At 72.2% G+C, this 21,254-nt stretch carries 23 protein-coding genes and 1 pseudogene; 16 read left to right on the top strand and 8 right to left on the bottom strand.

Annotation, left to right across the window (positions count from 1 at the left end):
* Positions 1 to 150: 150 nt before the first annotated feature.
* Positions 151 to 1,032: a serine O-acetyltransferase gene (cysE, locus tag ACFFGY_RS12625; RefSeq protein ID WP_377044850.1), complete on the top strand. Its 882-nt coding sequence runs from the start codon at positions 151 to 153 to the stop codon at positions 1,030 to 1,032.
* 61 nt (positions 1,033 to 1,093) lie between these two features.
* Positions 1,094 to 1,387 (top strand): hypothetical protein, encoded by a 294-nt coding sequence (locus tag ACFFGY_RS12620; protein ID WP_377044849.1) that lies wholly within the window; start codon positions 1,094 to 1,096, stop codon positions 1,385 to 1,387.
* A gap of 156 nt (positions 1,388 to 1,543) precedes the next feature.
* Here ACFFGY_RS12620 and ACFFGY_RS12615 read toward each other — a convergent pair whose 3' ends face one another.
* Positions 1,544 to 2,776 (bottom strand): LLM class flavin-dependent oxidoreductase, encoded by a 1,233-nt coding sequence (locus ACFFGY_RS12615; RefSeq protein WP_377044848.1) that lies wholly within the window; start codon positions 2,774 to 2,776, stop codon positions 1,544 to 1,546.
* A 23-nt stretch (positions 2,777 to 2,799) separates the two neighbouring features.
* Here ACFFGY_RS12615 and ACFFGY_RS12610 point away from each other — a divergent pair, with 23 nt between their 5' ends.
* Positions 2,800 to 3,309, top strand: a complete 510-nt coding sequence (locus ACFFGY_RS12610; RefSeq protein WP_377044847.1) for a nucleoside deaminase — start codon at positions 2,800 to 2,802, stop codon at positions 3,307 to 3,309.
* Positions 3,310 to 3,369: 60 nt separating this feature from the next.
* Here the strand turns inward: ACFFGY_RS12610 and ACFFGY_RS12605 are convergent, their stop codons facing one another.
* Positions 3,370 to 4,695, bottom strand: coding sequence for a DUF445 domain-containing protein (locus tag ACFFGY_RS12605; protein WP_377044846.1), 1,326 nt, complete (start codon positions 4,693 to 4,695; stop codon positions 3,370 to 3,372).
* 179 nt (positions 4,696 to 4,874) lie between these two features.
* Between ACFFGY_RS12605 and ACFFGY_RS12600 the strand changes: the two genes are divergently transcribed.
* From ACFFGY_RS12600 to ACFFGY_RS12575, 6 genes and pseudogenes are all read left to right on the top strand, one after another.
* Positions 4,875 to 5,672, top strand: coding sequence for a metal ABC transporter ATP-binding protein (locus ACFFGY_RS12600; protein WP_377044845.1), 798 nt, complete (start codon positions 4,875 to 4,877; stop codon positions 5,670 to 5,672).
* Entirely contained in the window at positions 5,669 to 6,208 is a 540-nt protein-coding gene (locus ACFFGY_RS12595; RefSeq protein WP_377044844.1) for a GNAT family N-acetyltransferase, read from the top strand. Before ACFFGY_RS12600 ends, ACFFGY_RS12595 begins: the two co-directional genes overlap by 4 nt.
* On the top strand, positions 6,205 to 7,077 hold the full coding sequence (locus ACFFGY_RS12590; protein ID WP_377044843.1) for a metal ABC transporter permease: 873 nt from the start codon (positions 6,205 to 6,207) through the stop codon (positions 7,075 to 7,077). Before ACFFGY_RS12595 ends, ACFFGY_RS12590 begins: the two co-directional genes overlap by 4 nt.
* A 65-nt stretch (positions 7,078 to 7,142) precedes the next feature.
* A pseudogene (locus ACFFGY_RS12585) lies at positions 7,143 to 7,497 on the top strand (RidA family protein).
* Between the two features lie 227 nt (positions 7,498 to 7,724).
* On the top strand, positions 7,725 to 8,729 hold the full coding sequence (locus ACFFGY_RS12580; protein WP_377044842.1) for an NAD-dependent epimerase/dehydratase family protein: 1,005 nt from the start codon (positions 7,725 to 7,727) through the stop codon (positions 8,727 to 8,729).
* Entirely contained in the window at positions 8,726 to 9,916 is a 1,191-nt protein-coding gene (locus tag ACFFGY_RS12575) for a DegT/DnrJ/EryC1/StrS family aminotransferase (RefSeq protein ID WP_456316163.1), read from the top strand. Before ACFFGY_RS12580 ends, ACFFGY_RS12575 begins: the two co-directional genes overlap by 4 nt.
* A gap of 16 nt (positions 9,917 to 9,932) precedes the next feature.
* Here the strand turns inward: ACFFGY_RS12575 and ACFFGY_RS12570 are convergent, their stop codons facing one another.
* Together ACFFGY_RS12570 and serB are read right to left on the bottom strand one after the other, a co-directional pair.
* Positions 9,933 to 10,622, bottom strand: coding sequence for a carbonic anhydrase (locus ACFFGY_RS12570; RefSeq protein WP_377044841.1), 690 nt, complete (start codon positions 10,620 to 10,622; stop codon positions 9,933 to 9,935).
* Positions 10,623 to 10,791: 169 nt separating this feature from the next.
* Positions 10,792 to 11,688, bottom strand: coding sequence for a phosphoserine phosphatase SerB (gene serB, locus ACFFGY_RS12565; RefSeq protein WP_377044840.1), 897 nt, complete (start codon positions 11,686 to 11,688; stop codon positions 10,792 to 10,794).
* Positions 11,689 to 11,718: 30 nt separating this feature from the next.
* Between serB and miaA the strand changes: the two genes are divergently transcribed.
* From miaA to ilvC, 4 genes are all read left to right on the top strand, one after another.
* Positions 11,719 to 12,681: a tRNA (adenosine(37)-N6)-dimethylallyltransferase MiaA gene (gene miaA, locus ACFFGY_RS12560; RefSeq protein WP_377044839.1), complete on the top strand. Its 963-nt coding sequence runs from the start codon at positions 11,719 to 11,721 to the stop codon at positions 12,679 to 12,681.
* A 91-nt stretch (positions 12,682 to 12,772) separates the two neighbouring features.
* Entirely contained in the window at positions 12,773 to 14,569 is a 1,797-nt protein-coding gene (locus ACFFGY_RS12555; protein ID WP_377044838.1) for an acetolactate synthase 3 large subunit, read from the top strand.
* 14 nt (positions 14,570 to 14,583) lie between these two features.
* The gene (ilvN, locus tag ACFFGY_RS12550; protein WP_377044837.1) at positions 14,584 to 15,108 is read left to right on the top strand and encodes an acetolactate synthase small subunit; all 525 of its coding nucleotides are present in this window, start codon (positions 14,584 to 14,586) and stop codon (positions 15,106 to 15,108) included.
* A 31-nt stretch (positions 15,109 to 15,139) separates the two neighbouring features.
* Positions 15,140 to 16,156 (top strand): ketol-acid reductoisomerase, encoded by a 1,017-nt coding sequence (gene ilvC, locus ACFFGY_RS12545; protein WP_377044836.1) that lies wholly within the window; start codon positions 15,140 to 15,142, stop codon positions 16,154 to 16,156.
* 83 nt (positions 16,157 to 16,239) lie between these two features.
* Here the strand turns inward: ilvC and ACFFGY_RS12540 are convergent, their stop codons facing one another.
* From ACFFGY_RS12540 to ACFFGY_RS12525, 4 genes are all read right to left on the bottom strand, one after another.
* Positions 16,240 to 16,629: a DUF2155 domain-containing protein gene (locus tag ACFFGY_RS12540; protein WP_377044835.1), complete on the bottom strand. Its 390-nt coding sequence runs from the start codon at positions 16,627 to 16,629 to the stop codon at positions 16,240 to 16,242.
* Positions 16,626 to 16,868: a hypothetical protein gene (locus tag ACFFGY_RS12535; RefSeq protein WP_377044834.1), complete on the bottom strand. Its 243-nt coding sequence runs from the start codon at positions 16,866 to 16,868 to the stop codon at positions 16,626 to 16,628. Before ACFFGY_RS12535 ends, ACFFGY_RS12540 begins: the two co-directional genes overlap by 4 nt.
* Positions 16,865 to 17,383, bottom strand: coding sequence for an outer membrane lipid asymmetry maintenance protein MlaD (gene mlaD / locus ACFFGY_RS12530; protein ID WP_377044833.1), 519 nt, complete (start codon positions 17,381 to 17,383; stop codon positions 16,865 to 16,867). Before mlaD ends, ACFFGY_RS12535 begins: the two co-directional genes overlap by 4 nt.
* A 75-nt stretch (positions 17,384 to 17,458) precedes the next feature.
* Entirely contained in the window at positions 17,459 to 17,815 is a 357-nt protein-coding gene (locus ACFFGY_RS12525) for an NADH:ubiquinone oxidoreductase subunit NDUFA12 (RefSeq protein WP_377044832.1), read from the bottom strand.
* 160 nt (positions 17,816 to 17,975) lie between these two features.
* On the opposite strand from ACFFGY_RS12525, the gene ACFFGY_RS12520 reads away from it, so the two are divergent.
* From ACFFGY_RS12520 to ACFFGY_RS12510, 3 genes are read left to right on the top strand one after another with little or no spacing between them, the layout of a single operon-like run.
* The gene (locus tag ACFFGY_RS12520) at positions 17,976 to 19,457 is read left to right on the top strand and encodes a TSCPD domain-containing protein (protein ID WP_377044831.1); all 1,482 of its coding nucleotides are present in this window, start codon (positions 17,976 to 17,978) and stop codon (positions 19,455 to 19,457) included.
* 22 nt (positions 19,458 to 19,479) lie between these two features.
* Entirely contained in the window at positions 19,480 to 19,947 is a 468-nt protein-coding gene (locus ACFFGY_RS12515; protein ID WP_377044830.1) for a RidA family protein, read from the top strand.
* Between the two features lie 53 nt (positions 19,948 to 20,000).
* Positions 20,001 to 21,161: a GNAT family N-acetyltransferase gene (locus ACFFGY_RS12510; RefSeq protein ID WP_377044829.1), complete on the top strand. Its 1,161-nt coding sequence runs from the start codon at positions 20,001 to 20,003 to the stop codon at positions 21,159 to 21,161.
* The last annotated feature ends 93 nt before the right edge of the window (positions 21,162 to 21,254 follow it).

Here is a 21,254-nt window from a genome sequence, read left to right as displayed (position 1 = left end):
AACACCTTGTTGCGAGGTCCCGCCATGCCCCGCCGCCGCCTCCCGGGGAAGCACCGCGTGGCGCCCGTGCCGCAGGGCAAGGCTGCGCCGGCGGGGCTGGTGCGGCGGGGGGGCGACGCTATGTAACCCGGGCAACAGGAGCCTGCCCCGATGCGATCCAACTGCCTCGCCGTGGTGCCGGGAGGCTCCCTCCTCACCACCCCCACCAGCCAGATCTGGGAACAGCTCCGTGCCGATGCGGTCGAGGCGGCGGCGGGCGATGCCCTGCTGGCGCAGCCCATGGCGGTGGCGGTGCTGCGGCACGTGTCCTTTGCCCAGGCGCTGAGCCACCGGCTGGCCCGCAAGCTCGCGGATGCGGAGCTCGATGCCGCCGCCCTGGCCGGCTTGGGCTGCGAAACCTTTCTCGCGGACCCGGCGATCGTGGCCGCCGCCACCGCCGACCTGTTGGCCGTGCGCGAACGCGACCCGGCCTGCCCGGACCTGCTGACCCCCTTCCTGCACTTCAAGGGCTTTCTGGCGATCCAGGCGCACCGCATCGCGCACGCGTTGTGGTCGCGCGGCCGGCGCCACCTGGCGCTGACGATGCAGAGCCGCGCCGCCGAGGTCTTCGCGGTGGACATCCACCCGGCCGCCTGCCTCGGACGCGGCATCCTGCTCGACCACGGAACCGGCGTGGTGATCGGCGAGACCGCGGTGGTGGAGGATGACGTGTCGCTGCTGCAGGGCGTGACGCTCGGCGGCACCGGCAAGGACCTCGGCGCGCGTCACCCGCGGATCCGGCGCGGCGTGCTGATCGGCGCCGGCGCCAAGGTGCTGGGCCCGATCGAGGTCGGGGAAGGGGCACGCATCGGCGCGGGCTCCATCGTGCTGCAGTCCGTGCCGCCCTACAGCACCGCCGTCGGCGTGCCGGCGCGGATCGTGGGCCAGCACGGCTTCCTGCCGGCGCTGACCATGGACCACATGCTCCATGACGCCGCTGGAGGGGCGGAAGCGGCGGCACGCTTAGCGGGCGGCGAAGACGGCGCGGACTGACGACGCAACCTGACGGCGGGGCGGCTTGAAGCGCGGGGGGCGCGGGGCAACATCCTGCCCCATGAGCGACCATCCGCGCCGCCCTCCCGTCATCGACATGACCCCGGAAGGCGAGTTCCGCACTCCCGCCCCGCCCAACCGCTTCGAGCGCGTGCTGATGCGCCTGGGCGGCGTGGCCATCCTCGTGGCCGGCGTGGCGCTGGCCCTGGTGGTCGCGGCGCTGGGCTTCGTGGTGGTGGGCCTGCTGCTGCCCGTGGTGGTGGTGGCCGGGGCGATCGGTGCCGGCGTGCTGTGGTGGCGGCTGCGTCAGATGCGCCGCCACGGGCGACCGGCCTTCGTGGTGATGCGCCGCTGAGGGCACCGCCCTCCTTTGAACCGGACCCCGCGCGCCTTTACGACGTCCACCCGGACGGAACCCCCTATACCGAGGTGCCGCCCGACCCCGAGCACGTCGCGCGGCGGCTCGGCCTTGCCCGCCGCTGGTGGATCGCGACGCTGGGAATCAACGCCGTCACGATCCTGTTGTCGGTGGCGGCCTTTCTCGCGCTGCCGCGCTGGATCGGGCCCTGGTTCGGGTTGTTGCCGCTTCTCTCGGCGCCGCTGCTACTGGCACCGCCGGTGATCCTGCGCGCCGGACGATCCGGGCGCCGGCGGCATCGGCGCCGACCGCCCGATTTCCCGCCGCCGCCCTGACCGGCCAGCCCAGGCCCGCGGCGGCCGCCAGCAGCTCGTAAGACCTTATCCGCGCCATCGGGTCGTGGCAGGCGGTGACCACCGCGACCTCGTCCGCCCTGAGCTCGGCCGACAGGGCACGCAGCTTTTCCCAGACCTGTTCCCCCGTGCCGACCGCGGATTTCGCGTGCATCCGCTCGATGCGGGCCAGCTCGGCCTCGGTGTAGGCGAAAGCCTCGGCTTCCTCGACCGGGGGCACCGGCACGAACTCGCCACGCTCGCGGATCGTGCGCTGCAGCTCGCGCGAGCGGAACTGGCGGCGCGCTTCCTCCTCGGTCTCGGCGGCCACGGCGAAGACGCAGATGGCGGCGCGGGGTTCGCGCAGCACGCCGGGGCGGAAGCCATCGCGATACAGGGCCATGGCCTGATCCGCCCCGCGCCCATCGGCAAAGAAGTAGGCGAAGCAGTAAGGCAGGCCGAAATAGGCCGCCACCTGCGCGCCGTAGTCGCTGCTGCCCAGCATCCAGACCTCCGGCCGGGTCGCGCCCTCGGGCTGCGCGCGGATCGCGGCGAAGGGGTGGTCCACCGGCAGCCCGTCGCCGAGCCAGCCCATCACGTCGCGCAGCTGCTGCGGGAACAGGTCCTCGCTCTGCCGGGCATTGAGCGGGTTCAGCGCGTAGGCGGTCCGCCCGTCCGAGCCCGGCGCGCGGCCGAGGCCCAGGTCGATCCGCCCTGGCGCGATGGCGTCGAGCACGCGGAACTGCTCGGCCACCTTCAGCGCGCTGTAGTGCGGCAGCATCACCCCGGCCGAACCCACCCGGATGCGCTCCGTCGTGGCGGCAATGGCGGAAACCAGGATTTCCGGCGCCGATCCGGCCAGGGCGCCGCTGTTGTGATGCTCGCTGACCCAGTAGCGGCGGTAGCCGAGCGCGTCGGCCCGGCGGGCCAGCGCCAGCGTGTCGGCAATGGACTGCGCGGGCGTCCGGCCCGCCAGCACCGGCGACTGGTCGAGGATGGACAGGACGGGATTGGAAAAGGGCATCGCCATGCCGCAGAAATGGTGTTGTTCCATCCCCGTCGAAAGAACCCCCGCGCATGTCCAGCCTCCATTCCGACAGCGATCCCGGCGACGCCATCCTGAGCCACGAGGAGGCGATGCGCCTCGCGATCCGGCTGTCGCGCGACACCGTGGCCTCGGGCGGCGGTCCCTTCGGGGCGGTGATCCTGCGCGAAGGGCGGGTGATCGGGCAGGGGGCGAACCGGGTGGTGCCCGATGCCGACCCGACCGCCCATGCCGAGGTCGTGGCGATCCGCGACGCCTGCCGCCGCGAGGGCACGCACGACCTGTCGGGCGCTGTGCTCTACACGAGCTGCGAGCCTTGCCCGATGTGCCTGTCGGCGACTTGGTGGGCGCGGATCAGCACGATCCACTACGCCAACGAGCGCACCGACGCCGCGGCGATCGGCTTCGACGATGCCGCGATCTACGAGGAGGTGTGCCGCCCGATCCCGGAGCGCGCCCTTCCGCTGCGCTCCCTGCTGCGCGCTGAGGCGATCGAGGTGTTCCAGGAGTGGCACGCGAACGAGGACCGCAAGCGGTACTGAGTAAGCGGTACTGAGTTTTGGCCCGGCCGCGCCGCCCGCCCGGCGGCGCGGAACTCGCCCTCAGAAGGCGACGTGGCCGAACAGGGTGCTGAGGATCGCGAACAGCGCGCCGCCCACCAGGAAGCCCACCACGGTCCCGTTGATCCGCACGAACTGCAGGTCGCGGCCGACCCGCAGCTCGATGCGCTCCGTCACCGTGGCGGCGTCCCAGTTGCCGACCACGCCTGACACGAAACCCGACAGGCGCTGCCGAGCGGAGGGCAGCAGCGTCAGCAGCATCCGCTCCAGCGCCCCGTTCAGCTTCGCGCGGGCACCGGTATCCTCGGCCAGCATGGTGCCGGCGTTGCGCAGCGCCGCCTGCGCGATCGCGGCGATCCGGCCGTCCGGCTTCGCGGCGTCGAGCTCCGCCGCCCAGCGCAGCCGGTGCCAGGCGTCGTCGAGCCAGCCCGACACCACCCCGTGCCGCAGCGCCGCGCGCAGGGCGCCGCCGATCTGCGCCGCGCGCTCCGGGTCGTGTTCCAGCCGGTCGAGCTCGCGCATCACCCACTCGTCGAAGGCCGCGCGCAGCCCGCTCTCGGCGTTCTCGGAGTTCAGCGCCTCGTCCAGCGCGCTGTTGACCGAGGCCACCACCCGGCGCGCGAGGTAGGCGCCGGCCACCCAGCCGACCACCGAGCCGCCCTGCTCGCGCACGCGCTTCTCGACCTCGTCGCGCAGCGACTGCTCCTTGTTGCGCAGGATCTCCCGCACCTCGCCCAGGGCCAGGGCGAAGACGTCGCGGTGCTTGCCGCCTTCCACCAGCGTGCGCAGCGTTTGCGCCAGCAGCCGCGTCGCCGCCGGCCCGTCCGCCAGGCGCGGCAGGATCCGCAGCACCAGCTTCTGGGCGCGGCCTTCCTGCAGGTTGGACAACAGCCGCGGCACGGAAGCCGCAACCGCCTGCGCCGCGGGGCGCGTGGTGTCCGGGTCGGCCAGGACGTTGCCCACCACGGTGGCGAGGTCGAGCCGCTCGATCACCCGCGCCACCTCGCGCTCGGTGAAGACGTGGTCCGCCACGAAGCGGCCGAGCGCGGCGCCCAGGCGCTCCTTCTGGCGCGGGATGATGGCGGTGTGCGGGATCGGCAGGCCGAGCGGGTGGCGGAACAGCGCCGTGACCGCGAACCAGTCGGCGATGCCGCCCACCAGCCCGGCCTTGGCGCTGGCCTGCAGCAGGTCGGTCCACCAGCCGGGCGGCAGCGCGTAGGCGCCCACCGTCACCCCCGCCATGCCCACCAGCAGCCCCGTGGCGAAGCGGCGATAGCGGCGGAGATTGCTGCGCAGCGCCTCCTCGTGATGGCCCGGAGCCAGGAAAGCGGCGGCGGGCGGAGGGATCGGGGCGGGGCTGTCCTGCATCGGGCGCGCAATTGGCGGGCAAGAGGATGCTTGTCCAGACCGCCGGGAATGTTATGTCGTAACGCGATGCCCAGCCTTTCTAACCCGCTCGCGCTGTCCACCGGCGCCGTGCCGCGCCTCATCCTGGCCGCCCTCCTGTCGGCGCTGCTGTGGGTCGGGGTGTTCTGGGCCTTCGCGGCATGAGCGCGCAGACGGGGCACGGTCCGGCCGGTGGCGCGGCTGCTGGCGACAACGTGATCGAGCTGCGGGACCTGACCGTGGCGCATGGCCGCCGGCCCGCGGTGCACCACGTCTCGGGCACCTTCCGCCGTGGCAGCCTGACCGCGCTGGTCGGCCCCAACGGCGCCGGCAAGACCAGCCTCCTGCGCGCCATCGCCGGCCTCCACGCGCCGGAGGAAGGGGCGATCCGGCGCGGGGCGGGGCGGATCGCGCTCCTGCCGCAGATGACCTCGCTGGACCGCGCCTTTCCGATCAGCTGCCTCGACGTGGTGATGCTGGGGCACTGGAGCCGCCTTGGCGCCCTGCGCGGCGCCGCCGTGACGGATCGCACCGCCGCGCGGGAAGCGCTGCTGGCGGTGGGCCTCGGCGGCTTCGAGCGGCGCCCGGTCGGCTCGCTGTCCGCCGGGCAGTTCCAGCGCCTCCTCTTTGCCCGCCTGCTGGTGGAGGACGCGCCGGTGATCCTGCTGGACGAGCCCTTCAACGCCGTGGACGCCCGCACCGCCGCCGACCTGCTGCGCCTCGTGCAGAGCTGGCACGGCGAGGGCCGCACGGTGCTGGCGGTGCTGCACGACCTCGACCTGGTGCGGCGCGAGTTTCCCGATTGCCTGCTGCTGGCGCGCGAGCCGATCGCCTGGGGTCCGACCGCCGAGGTGCTGTCGCCCGCCAACCGCCTGCGCGCCCGCATGATGGCGGAAGGCTGGGACGAGGACGCCGGGAACTGCGACCCGCGGCGGAGTGGCCCGGCCGCCGCGGCATGATCCTCCACACCGCGCGGTTGCGGCTGCGCCCGTTCCGGGCCGCTGACGTCGCGGCGCTGGCCGATCTCCGCGCCGATCCCGCGACGATGCGCTTCATGGCCGGCGGCGAGGCGGCCGCGGCGCCGGAGCGCGCCTCGGCCGAGGCCGGGTCGCTGGCCTCGCTCTGGGGCCGTGCCTGGGAAGAAGGGCACCCGGGCTACGCGCCCTGGGCCGTCGAGCGTCGCGGGGATGGCTGCTTCCTGGGGGCCGCCGGCCTTCGCTGGCTGCCTTTCGAGGGCGGCACCACGGAAGTGATGTGGATGATCCACCGACACCATCGCCGGCAGGGCTACGCCACCGAGGCGGCGGAAGCAGCGTGCCGCTGGGGTTTCGCGACCCTGGGCCTTGCGCAGTTGGATGCCTTCGTCATGCCGCGCAACGAGGCCTCGCTCGGCGTCGTGCGCCGCCTCGGCATGGCGCCGCTGGGCGAAACAACCATCCTGGACATGCCGATGCTCCGCTTCCGCCTCCTCGCGCCGGGGAAGGTCCTGGCATGACGGCGCACGACCTGCTGCTCGCCCCCTTTCTTGAATTCGGCTTCATGCGCCGGGCCCTGATCGGCTGCCTGGCGCTGAGCCTCGCCGCCCCGCCGCTCGGCGTGTTCCTGATGCTGCGGCGGATGAGCCTGTCGGCCGACGTGCTGGCGCATGGCATCCTGCCCGGCATCGCCGCCGGCTTCTGGATCGCCGGGCTTTCGGTCACGGCAATGTCGCTCGGCGGCCTCGTGGCGGGGCTCGCCGTGTCGCTCGGCGCCGGCGCACTGTCGCGGGCCACCGGCGGGCGCGAGGACGCGACGCTGGCCGCGCTCTACCTCGTGGCGCTGGCGCTGGGCGTGGCGATGGTGTCGGTGCGCGGCGGGGCGGTGGACCTGACGCACCTGCTGTTCGGCAGCGTGCTGGGCGTGGACGATCCGGCGCTGCTGCTGATGGCGGGCGTCGCCACGGTGACGCTGCTGGCCCTGGCGCCCGCCTGGCGGCCGCTGGTGCTGGAATGCTTCGACCCGCAGTTCGCCGCGGCCCAGGGCGCGCGGGGTGGCGCCTGGCACCTGCTGTTCCTGAGCCTCGTGGTGCTCAACGTGCTGGCGGCCTTTCAGGCGCTCGGCACGCTGATGGCGGTGGGGCTGATGATGCTGCCGGCCGTGGCGTCTCGGCACTGGTCGCGGGCGGTGGGTGGGCTTGTCACCGCCTCCGCCGTGCTGGCAGTCCTGGCCTCCGTCGCGGGGCTGCTGGCCTCCTATCACCTCGACATCCCGACCGGCCCCGCGATCGTTCTCGCCGCCGGGCTGCTCTGGTCGTTCTCGGTGCTGGCCGGGCCGGTGGACGGGCTGCTGCCGCGCCTGTTACGCCGCCCGCACCTCGCCGGCTGAAAGGCCGGCATCCCCGCGCGCCGCTGCTTGGCGCGGTGTCGATCGCCTCAGAAGGAGTTCACAGCATGACCATCCGACGCTTCGCGGAAGAGGAACGCCTGTCCGGCGCCACGCAGGGCGGGGGGGCTGATCTTTCTGGCCGGGCAGGTGGCGGACGACGCCACGCTCGACGCCGAAGGGCAGACCGCCGACATCCTGCGGCAGATCGACGCCCTGCTGGCCGAGGCCGGGACCGACAAGCGCGCGCTGCTGTCGGTGACCGTCGTGCTGACCGACATCGCCGACGCGCCCGCGATGAACCGGGCCTGGGACCGCTGGCTTGACCCCTCGGCCAAGCCCGCGCGCATGACGATCCAGGCGCCGCTGGTGAACCCGGACTGGAAGGTGGAGATCACGGGCACGGCGCTGGCCCCCGCCTGAGGGCGGTCACCCCGGCACCGGGCCGGGCACGAGCCGCGCCGACGGGCGGCCAGGTCGGCACCTGCGTCGGGACGATCGGTTTCGCCCAGGGAATGCCGCAAAGCCGCCCGCGCGCGGCCCCGAAGCTGCCGCTACAAGGAAGCCTTCGCCGCACGATCGCGTGATCGTGCGGGCTGTTCCGCCTCCCACCGCTGGGTGAGGGGCGTGGCTGTTCGGGAAGGGCTCTGATGATCTGGCGGGGGCGCAAGGTCCTGGTGACCGGCGGCGCGGGCTTCCTGGGCTCGAACCTGTGCCACGTGCTCGGCCGGCGCGGGGCGGAGGTCACCGCGCTCGACGCCATGCTGCCGCAGATGGGCGCCAACCCGGCCAACCTTGAAGGCAGCGGCGCTCGGCTGGTGGAGATCGACCTGCGCTCCGACGACCGGCTGCTGCGGGAGCTGTGCGACGGCACCGAGGTGCTGTTCAACTTCGCGGCCCAGACCTCGCACGCCGGCAGCATGCACGATCCGCTGCTGGACCTGACGATCAACACCACCATTCAGCTGCACCTGATCGAGGCCATGCGCCAGGTGGCGCCCCGGGCCGCGGTGGTGCACGCCTCGACCCGGCAGTTCTACGGCCGCCCGCAATACCTGCCGGTGGATGAGCGGCACCCGATCGTGCCGCCCGACGCCAACGGCGTGTCGAAATGGGCGGGCGAGCAGTACTGGCTGCTGGAACAGCGCGTGCGCGACCGGCCGGTGACCTCGCTGCGGCTGACCAACTGCTACGGCCCGCGGCTGCGGGTGAAGGATGCGCGGCAGACCTTTCTCGGCATCTGGATCCGGCGGGTGCTGGAAGGCGATCCCTTCGAGGTCTGGGGCGGCGAGCAGCTGCGCGACCTCGCCTACGTCGACGACGTGGTGGAGGCATTCATGCTGGCCGGCACCTGCCTGCTGGGCGGGCTCGACCGGCCGGATGCGCAGGGCTGCAACGGCCGGGTGTTCAACATCGGCGGCGATGCGCCGATGTCGCTGCTGGCCCTGGCCGACCTGCTGATCGAGACGGCCGGGGCAGGGCGCTACGACGTGCGGGAGTTTCCCGAGGACAAGCGCGCCATCGACATCGGCTCCTTCCACGCGGACGATAGGGCCTTCCGCGCCGCCACGGGCTGGGAGCCGCGGGTGCCGCTGCGCGACGGGCTGCGGCGCACGCTGGACTGGTTCCGCCCGCGCCTGACGCAATACCTGTGAGCGAGACCCGACGGATGAACCCGCCCGCCACCGCCGTGGCGAACCCGCCCCCGCCCGTCATTACCGTGCCGCAGGCCGATCCCGGTGCCGGCTACCGCGCCCGCAAGGCCGAGATCGATGCGGCGGTGGCGCGCGCCCTGGCCTCGGGCTGGTACATCCTGGGCGAGGAGGGCCGGGCGTTCGAGCGCGAGTTCGCCGCCTGGCTGGACCCGTCGGGCGCGCAGCGGGCGGTCGGCTGCGCCAACGGCACCGACGCGATCGTGCTGATCCTGCGCGGCCTCGGCATCGGCCCCGGCAGCACGGTGGCCACCGTGTCGCACACCGCCGTCGCCACCGTGGCCGCGATCGAGATGGTGGGCGCCACGCCGCTGCTGCTCGACATCGATCCCGACACCTACACCATGGACGCAGATGAGCTGGCGGCCGTGCTGGACGATCCGCCGCCCGGCCTGCCGCCGATCCGCGCGGCCGTCGCGGTGCACCTCTACGGGCAGGCCTGCGACCTCCGGCCCATGCTGGAGGCCTGCCGCGCGGCCGGCGTGGCGCTGATCGAGGACTGCGCCCAGGCGCATGGCGCGGCGCTGGACGGGCGGCGCCTGGGGACCTTCGGCGTCGCTGCCGCCTTCAGCCTGTATCCCACCAAGAACCTCGGTGCGCTGGGCGATGGCGGCGTGGTCACCACCGCGGACGCAGATCTGGCCGAGCGCATGGCGGCGATCCGCCAGTACGGCTGGCGCGAGCGCTACGTGTCGGACGGGCCGGGCATCAACTCCCGCCTCGACGAGGTACAGGCCGCGGTGCTGCGCGCCCGCCTGCCGTTCCTCGACGCGGGGAATGCCCGTCGGCGGGAAATCGCGGGGGCCTACGATGCCGCGCTAGCCGGGGGAACACTCGCCGCGCCGGTGTGCCGGGAAGGTGCGACCCACGTCTTCCACCAGTACGTGCTGCGGGCGCCCGGGCGCGAAGCCTTGCAGGCGCGGCTGCGGCAGGCCGGCATCGGCACGGCGGTGCATTACCCGGTGCCGGTGCACGCGCAGCCGGCCTATCGCGGCCGCGTGGCGCTGGGCCCGGCGGGGTGCCGCGAGACCGAGCTCGCGGCGCGCGAGGTGCTCAGCCTGCCGATGTTTCCGGAGCTGACGGCGGCGCAGGTGGCCACCGTCTGCGCCGCGCTGGAGGAGCTCGGCTGATCGGCCGGGCCGCGGCCTACTCCGCCGCGGCCGCGATCGTGGTGACCTGCCGCGGCGAGGCGGCGAGGGCGACCGGCATGGTGTCCGCCCCGTCGATCGGCACGAAGCGCCCGAGCTGCCCGTCCAGCGCCATGATCCCGCCGGTCTCCAGGTCGAAGAACCAGCCGTGCAGGGTGATCTCGCCGCGCGCGATGCGCGAGGCCACGGAAGGGTGCGTGCGCAGGTGGTTCAGCTGCAGCGCGACGTTCTCCATCGCCAGGGCGCGCACCGCCTCGGGCCCCTCGCTGTTCGGGTAGGCGTCGCAGACGATGCAGCGCGCGGCCTCGCTGTGCCGCAGCCAGGCCTGGACGTTGGGCATGCCCACCAGGCTTTCCGGCTTCAGCAGCGCCTTCATCGCGCCGCAGTCGGAATGGCCGCAGACCACGATGTCGCGCACTCCCAGTACCACGACGGCGTACTCGATCGAGGCGGACACGCCGCCCAGCACCTGCGCCGTGGCGGGCACGATGTTGCCGGCGTTGCGGCACACGAAGATCTCGCCGGGGCCGGACTGCATGATCTGTTCCGGGATCACGCGGCTGTCGGCGCAGGAAATCACCAGCGCGCTGGGCTGCTGCCCTTCGCGTGACAGGCGGCGGTAAAGGCCTTCCTGTTCAGGGAAAACGTCGCAGCGGAAGCGGGCGGCCCCGTCGATCACGGTGTTCATGGCGATGGCTCCGGATGGTTGGCTTGCCCAAAGATGGACAAACCTTCATCCAGAGAACACGCGACGCGGCCGCTCGTCCTGCACCGCAACATAGAGAATGCGTGACCAGCAGATTCAGCAGCTCAGCTTGGTGGGCGGGGCGCCTCCCGCCACGTGCCGATACGCTCCGTCACACGAGGCCCAGGATCTCCGCCTGCCGGTAGCCCTGGAGGTAGAGCAGCGCGAGCAGGTCACCGTGCTCCACCCGCGCCCGCGCCGCGGCGGCCACGATCGGCTTGGCATGGAAGGCAACGCCGAGCCCGGCCGCGCCCAGCATCGCCAGGTCGTTGGCGCCGTCGCCGACCGCCAGGGTTTCCGCCAGGGCCAGCCCGTTCTCGCTGGCCAGTTGCTTCAGCACGACCAGCTTGCTGTCGCGGTCGAACACCGGTTCCTCCACCTGGCCGGTCAGGCGGCTGCCATCGTCCAGCAGGATGTTGGCGTGGTGCGAGGTGAAGCCGCAGAGCGCCGCCACCCGGCCCGTGAAGAAGGTAAAGCCGCCCGACGCCAGGGCGCAGTGCGCGCCATTCGCCACCATGGTCCGCACCAGGGCCTCGGCGCCCGGCATCAGCCTGGTCTGCCGCCAGGTCGCTTCCAGCGCGCCGAGCTCCAGCCCGCGCAGCAGCGCCACGCGTTCCCGCAGGGCGGCCGCGAAGTCGATCTCGCCGTTCATGCTGCGCCGGGTGATCTCGGCCACCTTCTCGCCGAAGCCGGCGTAGGCGGCGAGCTCGTCCAGCGTTTCGTTCTGGACAATGGTGCTGTCCATATCGGCCACCAGCAGGCGCTTGCGGCGCCCCTCGGCCGGCTGTGCCACGGCATCCACCGCGGTGCCGCCGAGCACCTGCCGCGCGGCCGCATCCGCCTGATCCGCGGCGAGGCCGGAGAAGGGCAGGTCCGCCGCCGCCCCCGGTGCCAGCCAGTCCGGCGCATCCACGGTGCCGCCGAGGGCGGTGAGGGCCTCCGTCACGCGGGTGAGAAGGGAGCGGTCGAGCCCGCCCGGGGCTGCGACGAGGGTCAGGACGTGCGACATGCTGGGGCGACCTTTGCCCGGATGCCACGCGTGCAGCAACCGCCCCTGATCCTCGTTGCCGGCCCGACCGCGAGCGGCAAGTCCGCGCTCGCGCTCAGCCTCGCGGCGATCCTGCGGGGGCAGGGGGGCGGCACCGTCATCAACGCCGACAGCATGCAGGTCTATCGCGACCTGCGCGTGCTGACAGCCCGTCCCACCGAGCTCGAGGAACGGCAGGTGCCGCACCGGCTCTACGGCATCCGCGATGCCGGCGAGGCGGCCAGCGCGGCCTGGTGGCTCGGCGAGGCGAAGACCGCGATTGCGGGGGCCGCCGGCGTCCCGATCCTGTGCGGCGGCACGGGGCTGTACTTCCAGGCCCTGCTGCATGGCCTGGCCCCAGTGCCGGAAATCCCGGAGGAGGCGCGCGCCGAGGCCCGCGCGATGCTGGAGCAGCTGGGCGCGCCCGCGCTGCACGCCCGCCTGGCGGAGGTGGACCCGGACACGGCTGCGGCGCTACGCCCCGGCGACTCCCAGCGCATCGCCCGCGCCTGGGAGGTCTGGCGCGGCACCGGGCGCGGCCTCGCGCAGTGGCAGCAGCAACCGGCGGAAGGGGCGCTGACGGGGTGTCCCGTGCTCTCGATCCTGCTTGATCCGCCGCGGGATGCGCTGCGGGCCGCGCTCCGGGCGCGCTGGGAGATCATGCTGCGCGAGGGCGCCGTCGAGGAGGTCCGCCGCCTCGTCGCGCGCGGCCTCGATCCCGCCCTGCCGGCCATGCGCGCGCACGGCGTGCCGGAGCTGGCGGCTGTGTTGCGCGGCGACCTCACCCTGGCGGAGGCCGGGGAGCGGGCCTGCAACAACATCGGCCGCTACACGAAGCGGCAGGCCACCTGGTTCCGCCACCACGCCCTCAGTCCGACGCGTGCGCATACGATCCATGCGCGGTTTGCGGGTGAGGAGCAACTTTCGGAAAGCCTGAAGCAGGAAATCTTATCGTTCATTGATGCTGCGCGTTGACGTGCCCCGCTCGACCCCCTAGATCGGCAAACCGCGCCGCACCGTGACCCCACCTGGCCACGCCGCGGCACAGCAAACGGATCCGAGCCGCATGTCCGCTACGACCCTTCCCGCCGAGACCCAGACCGACACCGCCTCCGGTGCCGAGGTCGTCCTCCGCGCGCTGAAGGAACAGGGCGTAGAGGTCATCTTCGGCTATCCCGGCGGCGCCGTGCTGCCGATCTACGACGCGATCTTCCAGCAGAACGCGATCCGCCACGTCCTGGTTCGGCACGAGCAGGCAGCGGTCCACGCGGCCGAGGGCTATGCCCGTTCCACCGGCAAGGTGGGCTGCGTGCTGGTGACCTCCGGCCCCGGCGCCACCAACGCGGTGACGGGCCTGCTGGATGCGCTGATGGACAGCGTGCCGCTGGTCTGCCTGACCGGGCAGGTGCCGACGCAGCTGATCGGCAACGATGCCTTCCAGGAGGCCGACACCACCGGCATCACGCGGCCCGCCACCAAGCACAATTACCTGGTGAAGCGTTCCGCCGAGCTGGCGCGCACGGTGCACGAGGCCTTCCTGATCGCGCGCTCCGGCCGCCCGGGCCCGGTGGTGATCGACCTGCCCAAGGACATCCTGATCAAGCCGGCGCCCTACGAGGCGGCGCCCTCGACGCCGCACCGTTCCTACCGCCCGCGCACCGAGCCCGACGCGGCGCGCATCGCGGAAGCGGTGGCGCTGCTGAAAGGTGCCAAGCGCCCGATGATCTACACCGGCGGCGGCGTGGTGAATGCCGGGCCCGAGGCCAGCGAGCTGCTGACCCGCTTCGTGCGCGCCACGAACTTCCCGGTCACCAACACGCTGATGGGCCTGGGCTGCGTGCCGGCGAGCGACCCGAACTTCCTGGGCATGCTGGGGATGCACGGCACGGTCGAGGCCAACCTCGCGATGCACGGCTGCGACGTGCTGCTCAACATCGGCGCGCGCTTCGACGACCGCGTGACCGGGCGCCTGGATGCCTTCTGCCCGACCGCCAAGAAGATCCACGCCGATATCGACCCGTCCAACATCAACAAGAACGTGGCCGTGGACGTGCCGATCGTGGGTGACGCGGGCGCGGTGCTGCGTGACCTGATCGAAGCCTGGGAGGCGGATGAGCGCCGGGTGGACAGCGAGGCGCTGACCGCCTGGTGGCGCCAGATCGACGCGTGGCGCGCGACGAAGTGCCTGCGCTACGTCCAGGAAGGCAAGATCATCAAGCCGCAGCACGCGGTGAAGCGCCTGTATGAGATCACGCGCGAAACCGGCCGCGACACCTTCATCACCACCGAAGTCGGCCAGCACCAGATGTGGGCCGCGCAGTATTTCGGCTTCGAGAAGCCGAACCGCTGGATGACCTCGGGCGGGCTCGGCACCATGGGCTACGGCTTGCCGGCGGCCTCGGGCGTGCAGGTCGCGCACCCGGACGCGCTGGTGATCGACATCGCCGGCGAGGCCTCGATCCTGATGAACATCCAGGAAATGGCGACGCTGGCGCAGTACCGGCTGCCGGTGAAGGTGTTCATCCTGAACAACGAGTACATGGGCATGGTGCGCCAGTGGCAGGAGCTGCTACACGGCTCGCGCTATTCCGAGAGCTACTCCGCGGCCCTGCCGGACTTCGTGAAGCTGGCCGAAAGCTTCCACGGCCGCGGCCTGCGCGCCACCAGCGCCGATGAGCTGGATGACGTGATCCGCGAGATGATCCGCATCGACGGCCCGGTGATCGCCGACATCGCCGTGGACCCGAAGGAGAACGTCTTCCCGATGATCCCGTCGGGCGCCGCGCACAACGAGATGATCCTGGGCCCGGGCCAGGAAGGCCGCGCGGCCGCCGTGACCGACGCCGGCCGCGTGCTGGTCTGAGGGAAGCGAGAGCGATGTCAGCGACCCAGACGGAGCCGCAGCGCTCCGCCACCATCGCCGTGCTGGTCGAGAACGAGGCCGGCGTGCTGGCCCGCGTCATCGGCCTGTTTTCCGGCCGCGGCTACAACATCGACAGCCTGACCGTGGCGCCGGTGGATGATGGGCGGCGGCTGTCGCGCATCACCGTGGTGACCACCGGCACCGACATGGTGATCGAGCAGATCAAGGCGCAGCTCGACCGCCTCGTGCCCGTGCACAAGGTGGCGGACCTGACGCTGGAAGGCCCGCACCTCGCGCGCGAGCTGGCGCTGATCAAGGTCGCCGGCGCGGGCGAGCACCGGATGGAGGCGCTGCGCCTGGCCGATGCCTTCCGCGCCCGCGTGGTCGACGCGACCAACGAGAGCTTCGTTTTCGAGATGACCGGCTCCGCCGAGAAGATCGACGCCTTCGTCGAGCTGATGCGGCCGCTGGGTCTGGCCGAGGTCAGCCGCACCGGCGCCGTCGCCATCGCGCGCGGCACCCGCAGCCTTTCGGCCTGAATTTTCCACCACGAGGAGGAGTACGCGGATCATGCGCGTTTACTACGACCGCGACGCGGACGTGAACCTGATCAAGAACAAGAAGGTTGCCGTCATCGGCTTCGGCTCGCAGGGCCATGCCCACGCGATGAACATGCGCGACAGCGGCGTGGGGGACGTGGTGATCGGCCTCCGCCCGGGCGGTTCCGCCAAGAAGGCCGAGGCCGCCGGCTTCCGCGTCATGTCCCCGGCCGAGGCCGCGAAGTGGGCCGACGTGGTGATGGTCCTCACCCCCGACGAGAACCAGGGTGACCTGTACCGCGAGCACCTGCACGACAACCTGCGCGAGGGCGCCGCGATCGCCTTCGCGCATGGTCTGAACATCCACTTCAACCTGATCGAGCCGCGCCCCGACGTGGACGTGTTCATGATCGCGCCCAAGGGCCCCGGCCACACCGTGCGCGGCGAATACCAGAAGGGCGGCGGCGTGCCCTGCCTCGTGGCCGTGCATCAGGACCCGTCGGGCAACGCGCTGGAGATCGCGCTGAGCTATGCTTCCGCCGTGGGTGGTGGCCGCTCGGGCATCATCGAGACGACCTTCAAGGAAGAGTGCGAGACCGACCTGTTCGGCGAGCAGGCCGTGCTGTGCGGCGGCCTCGTCGAACTGATCAAGGCCGGCTTCGAGACGCTGGTCGAGGCCGGCTATGCCCCCGAGATGGCCTATTTCGAGTGCCTGCACGAGGTGAAGCTGATCGTGGACCTGATCTACGAGGGCGGCATCGCCAACATGAACTACTCGATCAGCAACACCGCCGAGTACGGCGAGTACGTCACCGGCCCGCGCATCATCACGCCCGAAACCAAGGCCGAGATGAAGCGTGTGCTGGACGACATCCAGAGCGGCAAGTTCACCCGCGACTGGATGCTGGAGAACAAGGTCAACCAGGCCTCGTTTAAGGCGACCCGCCGCCGCAACGCCGAGCACCAGATCGAGGAAGTCGGCGCCAAGCTGCGCGGCATGATGCCCTGGATCACCAAGGGCGCGCTGGTGGACAAGGCGAAGAACTGAACCCTAGGGGAGGGCTCCGGCCCTCCCGATGCCTGGGCCGAAGGCCCGGGCCGTCGCGCCGTGCGGGGAAACCCCGCGCGGCGTTACTTACACTCGAGGATCCGCAGGTCGTAGACCGGGTGCTCCAGCATGTTCACCGCCGGGGCATTGGCCAGCATCCAGCCGTGGAAGGCGAGCGGCGTGCCGGGCTTGGCCAGCTTGTCGGCCACTTCGAGATAGGCCGCTGCGTCCGGCACCTCGTCGGGTGGCCGGGCGTCGCAGGCCTTCACGGTGACCGTCAGCGTGCCGAACTGCACCGGCTTGTTGACCGGGGTTTCCAGCACCGTCACGCGCGCCGTCACCTTGTCCAGCGCCTGCAGCTTGGCATTGCGCATCGGGATCCACTGCGTGTCCTGCGGCGGCGCCGGCTGGGTGTCCTGCGCCGCGGCCGGCACGGCCAGGAGCAGCAGCGAGAAAAGCAGCGCCCGCTTCATGCCGCGTCCCGCGTTGCCCCGGCGCGCCGCGGGGAGGGCAGGGCATCCACCACCCCGTGCAGGATCTGCCGGAGTGCGCCCTCGTCCACGCCCATCAGCACCGCGTCCTCGAAGGCGTCGCGCAGCACCTGCACCAGCTCCTCGTGGTTTTCGCTCAGCGTCCGCAGCTTCTCGCGGCAGGACACCGTATCGCCATCGATGCCGGGCCAGCGGGCCGGCGGGGTGAGCGGATCGCTCATGGCCGGGCCGGCGCGGGGGCCGGCGTGCCGTTCCCCTGATCGTCGTCGGAATGATTGCTGTTCATCTGCGTCACCGAGAAGATGAACTTGCCCAGCAGGCTTTCGAGGCTGACGGCGGACTGGGTGATCGTGATCTCGCCCCCGTCCTTCAGCAGCTTGTCGCTGCCGCCCGGCACCAGGGCGATGTACTTGCCGCCCAGCAGGCTCTCGGAGGTGATCTCGGCCGAGCTGTCGTCGGGCAGGTTCAGCCCGCTGTCGATCCGCATCGTGACCTCCGCCAGGAAGGTGCGCGGGTCGATGCGCTCCGCCGTCACGCTGCCGACGCGCACGCCCGCGATCCGCACGTCCGAGCCGTTCGCCAGCCCGTCGATGCGGTCGAAACGCGCCCGGAGGTTGATCCCGGACGAGGTGCCCAGCGACTTACCCGAATTGTTGGCGGCATAGGCCAGGAACACCACGGCCACCACCAGCACCACGGCGCCGGCGAGGACCTCGGCAAGACTGCGACCCTTCACGGCGTCATCCCTGAAAAAGCTGCGCGGCGGAAAGCGGGAGGCCGGGGCAGGTGGCCGCCGGGGCCGGTCCCGTCCTCAGCTGCCCGGTGTCCAGGCATCATAGTCGCCGTAGGAGGCCGGGCTCTTGCCGCCTTCGTAGTCATGGCCCTTCGGCCGATAGGCGAGGGCGGTCCCGGTCATGTTCGGCTGATGGTCCCGCTGCCAGGCATAGCGCTGCCGCTCATCGAGCGGATCGGGCGTCGCGTGGTGCAGCCAGCCATGCCATTCGGGCGGAACGTCGGTGGCCTCGGCCCGGCCAGCATACACCACCCAGCGGCGCGTGTGGTTGAAGCCCCGCACGACGTTGCGGGTCTCGAAGTAGATGTTGCCGAAGCGATCGGTGCCGACCCGACGGCCCTTCAAGCCGGAGATCAGGCGCATGAACGTGGACATGGCTTGGGAGCCTCCTGAGCAGCGGCATATGACACGGGCGGGCCTCTGTTGAAAGGCCACCGGGCCGTCACGGCAAGAAGAGCGTATGTGGTGGTGGTTGACTCCTCCGGCCACAAAATGTTGCCTTCGCCGCGAGGCAGACTCGTCCGGAGGCGATCGTATGGCAGGGCTCGAAGCTACATCCTGGTCGGATGTCGCGCTGCGTCGCACGCGCGGCCAGGCCGATCCGGACGCTGTTTCGCGCGCCGTGCTCATGCCCGCCACCTGGGATCAGGGGGCGGCGGATGCGCTGGCCTCGCTGGCCCCGGGCGAGGGGCCGGTTTCGCTGCCCCGCCTGGCGGAAGCCTGGATCCGGCGGGCTGCCGCCGGGGCGCGCAGCCTCGGGCTGCCCGATGCCGACACGCTGGCCGACGCGCTGCGGGAACTGCTGCTGCTCCGCCGCGGTGCACCGGGTGCGGAAAGCTGGGCCGATCCCGCCGCCGGCAACCCGCGCTTCGTGCTGAGCCTTCCGGCCTTCCTGGATGCCGAGGCGCATTTCGACGCCGACGGCTACGCGGCCGCGGTGCAGACCGCGGTGCTGGCGCTCGAGGCGCTGACGGGCGGCAAGGCGCGCGCGCTGCGCCTGGGCTTCGCCGACCTTGCCGGGCTGCTGGCCGGGCTCGGGCTGGACTACGACAGCCCCGCCGCGCGTGACGTGGCGGCGGCGATCGCGGCCCTGACGCGCGGCGCGGCCGAGGCGGCCAGCGGCGAGTGCGCCGAAGCGCTGGGCGAGCGCGTGCCGGTCAGCATCAGCTGCCCGCCCCCGCCCGCCGAAACGGCGGTGCCCGGCCTGGCCTTCGCGGCGCGCGAGGCGCTGAACATGGCGGCCGGTGCCCCCGGCCTGCGTCACGAATCCCTCCTCTCGCTGTCGCCGGCCGATGCGGCGGAAGCGCTGCTGGGCGCGGAAACGGCGGGGCTGGCGCCGGCTGCGGGCCCCACCCATCCGAGCGCCGAAGGCGAGGAGCTGCCCACCGCCGCCGCCCTGCGCGCCGGTCCTCGCGCCGCGATCCTGCTGGCGCCGCGTGGCCCCGCCGCCCGCGCTGCGATGCAGGCGGCCGTGGGGCCCTTCCTGCACGCCGATGCGCCCGCGTCGCCCGCGACCTCCGCCACGCCACGCCCGGCGCCCCGCCACCTCGACAGCCGCACCGCCACGCGTGGCCATGTCTGGAAGGTGTCGGTCGGCGGCCATCGCGTGACCCTGCGCACCGCCGAGCACGCCGACGGCACGCTGGCCGAGATGTCGCTCAGCCTGGCCAAGGACAGCGCGCCGTTCCGCGGGCTGCTCGACGCGCTGTGCCAGTCGGTGTCGCTGGGTCTCGCCCGCGGCGTGCCGCTGGCCGAGTTCGTCCACGCGCACGCCTATACGCATTTCGGCCCCTCCGGCGCGGTGGAGGGCGACCCCACCATCCGGCGCGCCACCTCGATCCTCGATTGGGCCTTCCGCCGCCTTGCGCTGGAACACCTGGACGCCGCCCCGATGCCCGACCCAAGCGAGGAAGAGTTCGGCGCCGAGCTCGGCGCGCCGGCGCAGCAGACCTCGCTGCCGCTGGAAGCGCCCGCCAGCCCCCGTTCCCGCCGCCGCGCCCTGCGGCTGGTCGGCTGAACCCCCTATCCGGAAGCCCAGCATGACCGGTCGCATCGAAGCCCGCCTCGCCGAACTCGGCCTTGCCCTGCCGGAAACGGCCAAGCCGCTGGCGAACTACGTTCCCGCCGTGGTGGTGCCGGGACTGCTGGTGGTGTCGGGCCAGATCCCGATGGAGAACGGCCGCATCGCCGTGACCGGCAAGCTGGGTGCCGGGGTCAGCGACGAGGCCGGCATCGCCGCGGCGCGGCTGTGCTTCCTCAACGTCCTGGCGCAGGCCAAGGCCGCCCTGGACGGGGATCTCGACCGCGTGGCGCGGGTGGTCCGCCTGGGTGGCTTCATCGCCGCCGGTCCGGACTTCACCCGCCATGCCGCGATCATGAACGGCGCCTCCGACCTCGCGGTGGAGGTCTTCGGCGATCTTGGCCGCCATGCCCGCTCCACCATCGGCGTTCCGTCCCTGCCGGGCGACGCGGCGGTGGAGGTGGAGGCGATGTTCGCGCTGCGCTGATCCGCGCGCTCCGTGGCTTGCGCCGGGGGCGATCGGGCGCACATCCTTCCTCCATGCCCGATGGCGCCCCCGAACTGACGCTGACGCTGCACCCCCGGATCGCGGAGATCGCCTCCGCCGACTGGGATGCCTGTGCCGGCGACGACAACCCCTTCGTGTCGCACGCCTTCCTGCTGGCGCTGGAGGACAGCGGCTCCGCCGGCCGCAAGACCGGCTGGCTGCCGCAGCACGCCGCGCTGCGCGATGCCGCCGGCACGGTGGTCGCCGTGGCGCCCGCCTATGCCAAGTCGCATTCCTACGGCGAGTACGTCTTCGACTGGGCCTGGGCGCGCGCTTTCGAGCAGGCGGGCGGCGACTACTACCCGAAGCTTCAGGTCTCGGTGCCCTTCAGCCCGGTTCCCGGCCCGCGCCTGCTGACCCGGCCCGGCAGCGAGGTGCCGCTGCTGGCCCTGGCGCAGGGGCTGCGGCAGGCCACGAGCGACCTGGGCTTCTCCTCCTGCCACGTGACCTTCTGCGGCGAGGCGGAGTGGGAAGCACTGGGCGAGGCCGGCTGGCTGCGCCGCCTCGGCACGCAGTTCCACTGGAACAATCCCGGCTACGGCAGCTTCGACGATTTCCTCGGCGCCCTGTCGTCGCGCAAGCGCAAGACCCTGCGGCGTGAGCGGCGGGACGCGCAGTCCGCAGGCCTCACCTTCCGGGCGCTGCGCGGCGCCGAGATCACGCCGCATCACTGGCAGGTTTTCCACCAGTGCTACATGCACACCGTCGATCGTAAGTGGGGCAGCGCCTACATCACCCCGCGCTTCTGGCCGCTGTTGGGCGAACGCCTGGGCGACCGCGTGGTGCTGATGGTGGCCGAGCGCGATGGGGAACCCGTGGCCGGCGCCCTGAACCTCATGGGCCGCGACGCGCTCTACGGCCGCAACTGGGGCGCGCTGGTGGAAGCGCCCTTTCTCCACTTCGAGCTCTGTTATTACCAGGCCATGGACTTCGCCATCGCGCACGGCTTGCCCCGCGTCGAGGCGGGCGCGCAGGGTGAGCACAAGATCCAGCGCGGCTACCTGCCGGTGCCGACCTATTCTGCGCACTGGATCGAGCACCGCGGGCTGCGCCGCGCCGTCAGCGACTTCCTGGAGAACGAGCGCCCGGCCATGCTGGCCGAGATGGAAGCCCTGGCTGAGGCCTCGCCCTTCCGCCGCGACGGCGAGAGCTGACGGGAGCGGTGCCGGTCTGGATCTCGCTCTCGGTCGAGGCGTTCCGCCGCAGCGCGCCCGCCGCCGTCGTGGCGCAGCTCGCCGAAGCGCAGG

Origin of the sequence: Roseomonas elaeocarpi (assembly GCF_042433915.1) — a bacterium.
GTDB classification, from domain to species: Bacteria; Pseudomonadota; Alphaproteobacteria; order Acetobacterales; family Acetobacteraceae; genus Roseomonas; species Roseomonas elaeocarpi.
The sequence above is the reverse complement of the archived record's forward strand: the minus strand, read 5'-3'. Positions and strand labels throughout refer to the sequence as shown.

Excerpts from the sequence above, each read along its gene's own strand:
- cysE (WP_377044850.1), top strand. The coding sequence starts at position 151 with ATGCGATCCAACTGCCTCGCCGTGGTGCCGGGAGGCTCCCTCCTCACC.
- ACFFGY_RS12620 (WP_377044849.1), top strand. The coding sequence starts at position 1,094 with ATGAGCGACCATCCGCGCCGCCCTCCCGTCATCGACATGACCCCGGAA.
- ACFFGY_RS12615 (WP_377044848.1), bottom strand. The coding sequence starts at position 2,776 with ATGGAACAACACCATTTCTGCGGCATGGCGATGCCCTTTTCCAATCCC.
- ACFFGY_RS12610 (WP_377044847.1), top strand. The coding sequence starts at position 2,800 with ATGTCCAGCCTCCATTCCGACAGCGATCCCGGCGACGCCATCCTGAGC.
- ACFFGY_RS12605 (WP_377044846.1), bottom strand. The coding sequence starts at position 4,695 with ATGCAGGACAGCCCCGCCCCGATCCCTCCGCCCGCCGCCGCTTTCCTG.
- ACFFGY_RS12600 (WP_377044845.1), top strand. The coding sequence starts at position 4,875 with ATGAGCGCGCAGACGGGGCACGGTCCGGCCGGTGGCGCGGCTGCTGGC.
- ACFFGY_RS12595 (WP_377044844.1), top strand. The coding sequence starts at position 5,669 with ATGATCCTCCACACCGCGCGGTTGCGGCTGCGCCCGTTCCGGGCCGCT.
- ACFFGY_RS12590 (WP_377044843.1), top strand. The coding sequence starts at position 6,205 with ATGACGGCGCACGACCTGCTGCTCGCCCCCTTTCTTGAATTCGGCTTC.
- ACFFGY_RS12580 (WP_377044842.1), top strand. The coding sequence starts at position 7,725 with ATGATCTGGCGGGGGCGCAAGGTCCTGGTGACCGGCGGCGCGGGCTTC.
- ACFFGY_RS12570 (WP_377044841.1), bottom strand. The coding sequence starts at position 10,622 with ATGAACACCGTGATCGACGGGGCCGCCCGCTTCCGCTGCGACGTTTTC.
- serB (WP_377044840.1), bottom strand. The coding sequence starts at position 11,688 with ATGTCGCACGTCCTGACCCTCGTCGCAGCCCCGGGCGGGCTCGACCGC.
- ACFFGY_RS12555 (WP_377044838.1), top strand. The coding sequence starts at position 12,773 with ATGTCCGCTACGACCCTTCCCGCCGAGACCCAGACCGACACCGCCTCC.
- ilvN (WP_377044837.1), top strand. The coding sequence starts at position 14,584 with ATGTCAGCGACCCAGACGGAGCCGCAGCGCTCCGCCACCATCGCCGTG.
- ilvC (WP_377044836.1), top strand. The coding sequence starts at position 15,140 with ATGCGCGTTTACTACGACCGCGACGCGGACGTGAACCTGATCAAGAAC.
- ACFFGY_RS12540 (WP_377044835.1), bottom strand. The coding sequence starts at position 16,629 with ATGAAGCGGGCGCTGCTTTTCTCGCTGCTGCTCCTGGCCGTGCCGGCC.
- ACFFGY_RS12535 (WP_377044834.1), bottom strand. The coding sequence starts at position 16,868 with ATGAGCGATCCGCTCACCCCGCCGGCCCGCTGGCCCGGCATCGATGGC.
- ACFFGY_RS12525 (WP_377044832.1), bottom strand. The coding sequence starts at position 17,815 with ATGTCCACGTTCATGCGCCTGATCTCCGGCTTGAAGGGCCGTCGGGTC.
- ACFFGY_RS12520 (WP_377044831.1), top strand. The coding sequence starts at position 17,976 with ATGGCAGGGCTCGAAGCTACATCCTGGTCGGATGTCGCGCTGCGTCGC.
- ACFFGY_RS12515 (WP_377044830.1), top strand. The coding sequence starts at position 19,480 with ATGACCGGTCGCATCGAAGCCCGCCTCGCCGAACTCGGCCTTGCCCTG.
- ACFFGY_RS12510 (WP_377044829.1), top strand. The coding sequence starts at position 20,001 with ATGCCCGATGGCGCCCCCGAACTGACGCTGACGCTGCACCCCCGGATC.